This window comes from Microbacterium gorillae (genome assembly GCF_000826185.2).
GTDB classification, from domain to species: Bacteria; Actinomycetota; Actinomycetes; order Actinomycetales; family Microbacteriaceae; genus Microbacterium; species Microbacterium gorillae.
In genome coordinates this window covers 1-5,477 of sequence record NZ_LN648865.1, presented here as the reverse complement: position 1 = coordinate 5,477, position 5,477 = coordinate 1, and the positions used below count along the sequence as shown (strand labels likewise).

5 protein-coding genes are annotated in these 5,477 nt (G+C 71.6%); 2 read left to right on the top strand and 3 right to left on the bottom strand.

Annotated elements, in window-relative coordinates:
* Positions 1-1,247 (bottom strand): MFS transporter (locus BN1193_RS00030; protein WP_040162710.1); only part of this gene is annotated, 1,247 nt, incomplete at its 3' end.
* 113 nt (positions 1,248-1,360) lie between these two features.
* On the opposite strand from BN1193_RS00030, the gene BN1193_RS00025 reads away from it, so the two are divergent.
* On the top strand, positions 1,361-2,620 hold the full coding sequence (locus tag BN1193_RS00025) for a type III PLP-dependent enzyme domain-containing protein (protein ID WP_052460273.1): 1,260 nt from the start codon (positions 1,361-1,363) through the stop codon (positions 2,618-2,620).
* On the opposite strand, the gene BN1193_RS00020 is transcribed toward BN1193_RS00025, so the two are convergent.
* Together BN1193_RS00020 and BN1193_RS00015 are read right to left on the bottom strand one after the other, a co-directional pair.
* Complete coding sequence (locus tag BN1193_RS00020; RefSeq protein WP_052460272.1) at positions 2,611-3,492, bottom strand: class I SAM-dependent methyltransferase; 882 nt, start codon at positions 3,490-3,492, stop codon at positions 2,611-2,613. The two genes, BN1193_RS00025 and BN1193_RS00020, sit on opposite strands and share 10 nt — an antisense overlap.
* The gene (locus BN1193_RS00015; RefSeq protein WP_040162698.1) at positions 3,482-4,900 is read right to left on the bottom strand and encodes an aminotransferase-like domain-containing protein; all 1,419 of its coding nucleotides are present in this window, start codon (positions 4,898-4,900) and stop codon (positions 3,482-3,484) included. The genes BN1193_RS00020 and BN1193_RS00015 overlap by 11 nt, the downstream gene beginning before the upstream one ends.
* Here BN1193_RS00015 and BN1193_RS00010 point away from each other — a divergent pair.
* On the top strand, positions 4,899-5,477 hold a 579-nt coding region (locus BN1193_RS00010; RefSeq protein ID WP_154670774.1), incomplete at its 3' end, for an EamA family transporter. The genes BN1193_RS00015 and BN1193_RS00010 overlap by 2 nt on opposite strands.

Genomic DNA, 5,477 nt, shown 5'->3' with positions numbered 1-5,477 from the left:
GGGGTGGAATCCGGGGCGGGCTCGGCGTCCGCGGCGATGTGGGCGAGGGATCTCCAGACGAGGACGAGCGTGAGCGCGGAACCCGCGAAGGCGAACCACCACGGTGCGGTGAGACCGAAGGCCTGCGCGAGCACGCCGCCGATGGCCTGGCCGATCACGAGTCCGGCGAACACGCCGACCATGTTCACCGACCCGATCCGGCCCTGGTACTCCTGGGGAACCAGACGTTGCCGGACCGTGGTGGACACCGTGCCCCAGACGAACGCGTAGGCGCCGAAGACGAACATGATGACGAAGGCGACGATGGCGTTCGTGGTGAGCGCGAATGCGAGATGCATCAGCACCTCCAGGCTGAGGCACACGCGCATGAGCGTGGAGAACGAGAACCGCTTCTCCAGCCGTCCGAACAGGAGCACGCCGAGCATCCCGCCGAGCGCGGACGCGGTGGTGAGGGCGCCGTAGCCGATCGGACCCATGTGCAGGTGCTCGGTCGCGTACAGCACGAGCACGCCCCACGGAGCGGCCCATGTCACGTTGAACGCGAGGACCACCACGACGAGCGTGCGGACCGGGGGATTGCGCCAGAGCCAGCGGATGCCGTCCGCGATGTCGGTGTGCACCGCCGTGTGCACCTCGTCGTCCCGGGGCGGGATCGGTGTGTGCGCGATGCGAGAGATCAGCACGACGGCCAGCAGCACGCACAGGGTGTCCACGAGGAAGGGCCAGAACGACCCGATCGCGAACAGGAACGCGCCCACCGGTGGGCCGCCGAACTGGTTCGCGACGAGGAAGCCGGCCTGGAAGCGCGAATTCGCGACACCGAGGTCCTTCTTCGCGACGAACATCGGCAGCAGCGTGCTGCTGGTGGTGTCCACGAACACCTCGGCGGTGCCGTACAGGAAGGCGGCGACCAGAACGATCCCGATGTTCGCGACGCCGGAGATCAGCAGCACCGCCAGCCCGCCCAGGACGAGTCCGCGCGCCGCGTTCGCGATCATGACCAGGCGGCGCCGGTTCACGCGATCCGCGATGGCGCCCGCGTGCAGTCCGAAGATCAGCCACGGCAGGAACTGCAGAATGGCGCCGGAGGCCACCAGGATCGGGGACGAGGTCATCGACGCGATCAGCAGCGGCGCGGCCGCGAGCGCGATGCCGTCACCGATGTTGCTCGTCAACGACGAGGCCAGTAGCCAGCGGAAATCACGCCCGAGCCGTCGTGGTGCGATGCGTTCGCCGAGCCAGGTCACCGCACGATGCTAGCGGCCGCAGCAGACGCTCGCGAAACACCCATGCACGTCCGAGACGCCTCGCGTTGCGCGGTGTCTCGGACGTGCCCGGGTGTCTCGGGCAGGATGGGCGAATGGACCTCCACGACGACGAACCCCTCTCCGTCATCGACAAGGGACTGCCGGAGCGCGCGTTCGGCCTCACGACGGCCGAATTCCTGGCCACCGCACCGACGCTCGATGAGTTCTGGACCCCGTTGGTGGTGCTCGATGACGAGGCCATGAGTCACAACATCGCGCTCATGGCGGCGTGGGTCGCCGCGCACGGGCTGGAGCTGATGCCGCACGGCAAGACCACGATGGCGCCCGCGCTGTGGCGACGTCAGCTGGACGCGGGTGCGACGGGCATCACGCTCGCGACGATGGGACAGGTTCGGATCGGCTACGCCGCAGGGCTGCGTTCCATCATGCTCGCCAACGCCGTCACGGACCCGCGCGCGCTCGCGGCCCTCGCCGACCTGGTGCGGGACCCGGAGCTGCGGCTGACCTGCTGGGTCGATTCCGTCGCGACGGTCGAGCTGATGCAGCGCCGGCTCGCGGCGTCCGGAGCGAGGACCGCCGTGGACGTGTGCGTGGAACTCGGAGCGGACGGAGGACGCACCGGCGCGCGCACGATCGCCGAAGGCGTCGAGATCGCCCGGGCGGTCGCCGACGCCGACCACTTGCGCCTGGCGGGGGTGGCCGGATACGAGGGCATCCTCGGGCACGACCGTTCCGCGGCGGCGATCGAGGCCGTCACCGCCTTCCTGCGTGATCTGGTCGCTCTGCACGAGCGGTTGAGCGACCTCTACGACGACGGCGACATCGTCGTGACCGCCGGCGGAAGCGCGTACTTCGACCTCGTCGCCGACGCGTTCGCACCCCACGTCGGCGCGGACCCGCGCGTGCACTGGACGTTGCGCTCCGGCGTCTACCTCGTCCACGACGACGGCTTCTACCGCGGCATCTCTCCGCTGGACGACGGCGGGACCGCCACCCGACGCCTGCGTTCGGCGATCCACGGCATCGGACGCGTGGTCTCCCGTCCGGAACCGGACCTCGCCATCGTGGACGGCGGCAAGCGCGACTTCTCCGCCGACGACGGACTTCCGATCGCTCGTGCCGTCGCGCAGCAGGTGGGCGGGCCGTGGCACCCTCTCGCCGGCGCGGAGGCGCCGCGCATCAGCGACCAGCACACCTTCGTCCGGGACGCCGATGAGCGCATCACGGTGGGTGCGGTGATCGCCCTCGGCCTCTCGCACCCCTGCACCACATTCGACAAGTGGCGTCGCATCCCGGTCATCGAGCACCGGGGCTCGACCCGCGTCGTGGACCTCGTTCGCACCTACTTCTGAGGTCCCGCGGCACCCGCACCGGGCACGATCCGCACGACCGGCACCTTAGCCTGCGCGAAAGTCATACCGACATCCCGCCACGTGCGCGCGATGAGCTCAGGAGAGAAGATCGCCTGCGCCAGTTCGGCGATGAGCTGATCCGACCGCGCCGCGAGGCCGCGCAGCACACGCTCGTTCGCATCCGGATCGCCGGTGCCGAAGCAGTGCAGCACGATCGCGTCCCAGCGCCCGTCCGCCGCGGGCGACGCCAGCCACCGCTCGGTGTCCGCCACGACGGCGTCGACGCGGAGATCCTCAGCCTGTGCGGCCTCGCGCAATCGGCCGACGGCGGTCGGGGACAGGTCGAAGGCCGTCACGTCGTGTCCGGCGCGGGCCGCGGCCAGTGCGTGGCGTCCTTCCCCGGCCGCCGGAAACAGCAGCCGCGACCGGGCGGGGATCTCCGCCAGACGTTCGCCCAGCCAGGGTGCAGCGTCCGCTCCGAACAGATCCACCGCTCCGGCGTAGCGCGCCTCCCAGAATGTCCAGTTCCGGGCGAGGTCGATGGCGGTGCGCGCGGCGGTGGGGGACAACGGATCGCGGAACTCCTCGGCGCCTCGCGGGGGAGTCACCGTCTCGGAGTGATCCCGGAGGACGCCGCTCAAGCGAGCGTGCGAACCGTCGGAACCGAGCAGCCCGACGACCTCGATGGAGGCTCGGCGCACAGCGGACTGGTCGAACACGTCCACCCGACGAAGGGCCATCGCCTGCGCCGGACTCAGCCGCACGGTCCCGTTCACGGCGTCCCACCACTGTGCCGCCGTCACGGCGGCTGTGGCACGGCGCAGGCTCAGACGCCGGTACAGCTTCGGCGCACGGTTCGTGTCAGCGAGCACGCTGCTGCTCCGCCCAGGCCGCACCGATCTGCTCCGCGGCTGTCAGGAAGGAGGCCGGGTCTGCGGCGGCGAAGTTGAGGCGCAGGAATCGCCCCGTCGGCTCGGCCGGGAACCACTCGTCCCCGGCGGCGACGATGACGCCGCGCGCTTCGGAATCGCGGACCAGGCGTCCCAGGTCCGTCTCGTCCGGCAGCCGCAGCCACAGGTTGAGGCCGCCCGCGGGAACGGTCTCGACACTCGCTGCGGGAAGTCCCGCCGCCACGGCGTCCAGGAGCAGGTCACGGCGCTCGCGCAGCCGCCGGCGCAGACCGCTGACATGCGTGCGCCAGGCCGGCTGCGTCACGACCTCCAGCGCTGCGGTCTGGAGCACGCCGCTGACGTACATCGCCTGAGCCTGCACATCCGCGAGCAGGCGGTCACGAATCGGACCTCGGGCGATGATCGCCGCGACCCGCAGTGCGGCCGAGACGCTCTTCGTGAGCGATCGCAGGTAGATCACGTGCCCGGAATCGTCCTGAGCGGCAGCGGGCGCGGGGTCTGTCGTGATGCCGAAGTCGTGCGCCCAGTCGTCTTCGATGAGGAACGCGCCGTGGACACGGACCGAGCGCAGCACCTCGAGGGTGCGGTTCGCGCTCCACTGCACGCCCGTCGGGTTGGCGTACGTCGGCTGCGCGTAGAAACCGCGCGCACCCGTCTCCGCGAACGCGCGATCCAACGCCGTGATGTCCGGTCCCGCCGCGTCCGTGGGAACCGGGACCAGCGTCACACCGACCTGCGCGGCGGCCAGGATCGCGCCCCAGTACGTCGGTGACTCGGTGAGCAGGACGCCGCCGGGGCCGGCGATGCTGCGGAAGACCGTGCCGAGCGCGAGTTGGCTGCCGGGGGTGACGATGACGTCCCGCGCGGTGGGTGCGGTGCGGCCGGCCGGCGTCTGCGCGGCCAGCTCCGCGGAGAACCACGCGCGCAGATCCGCCAGCCCGGCGGACGGGGCCCGTTCCACGGTCGCCGTGGACCGAGCCGCGCGAACGAGTCCGGTCCGCAGCAGCCGCTCCGGCAGCAGGGCGCGATCCGGATAGCCGGAGTGCAGCGGGACGGCCTCAGCGCTGCCGAGCCGCAACGCCGCGACCGGTGTCGCCGGGAGAGCGCCGGAGGCGCCGAGAGCCGCGGTCTGCCAGGAGAAGTCGGCGGGACGCTCCGCTCGCGCCGCGGGGACGAAGACGCCCGAGCCCGGCCGAGCAACGACGAGTCCGCGCCGCTCCAGGGACCGCAGTGCCTTCTGCACGGTGACCGGGCTGACGCCGTGTCCTGCCGTCAGCTCGCGCGTGGACGGCAGCCGACTCCCCGGTTTCGCGGTGGCGATGTGTGCGAGCAGCGCCGCCTCGATCCGCTCACTGCTACTCTCACTCATGAAAGAACAGAGTAGCGCTACTCAATCTATCGACCAACCGTTATCGGGTTCCCGGCTCGGCGTCGCCTGGGGGTTTCTCGGCGTGCTGGCCTTCTCCTTCACGGTGCCGCTGACGCGTCTGGCGGTCGGGTCCGGGCACCTGTCCGCTCTGTTCGTGGGCAGCGGCCGCGCGGTCATCGCGGCCGCCCTCGCCGGAGGAGCCCTGGTGCTCACCCGATCGCACCGCCCGCGCGGACGGCAGTGGCTTGGCATCCTCGTCGTCGCCGCCGGTGCGGTGATCGGGTTTCCGCTGCTGACCTCGTTCGCGTTGACGCGGACTCCGGCCAGTCATGGCGCGATGGTCATCGCACTGCTGCCGGCGGTGACCGCACTCGTCTCGGTCCTGCGCACCCGCGAGCGTCCCCGGGCCGGATTCTGGTGGGCGGTGGCGGCCGGAGCCGTGGCGGCCGTCGCGTTCGCCGTGGCGGGGGGGGGGGGGGTCCGGCGCGGCCAGCCCGCCGGCGGGCCGCTCTTTGCCCCGGGCGCGGGGGGGGCGCTGGGGGACGCGGGGGGGGGCATCCCGGTCCCGGGCCTCGGG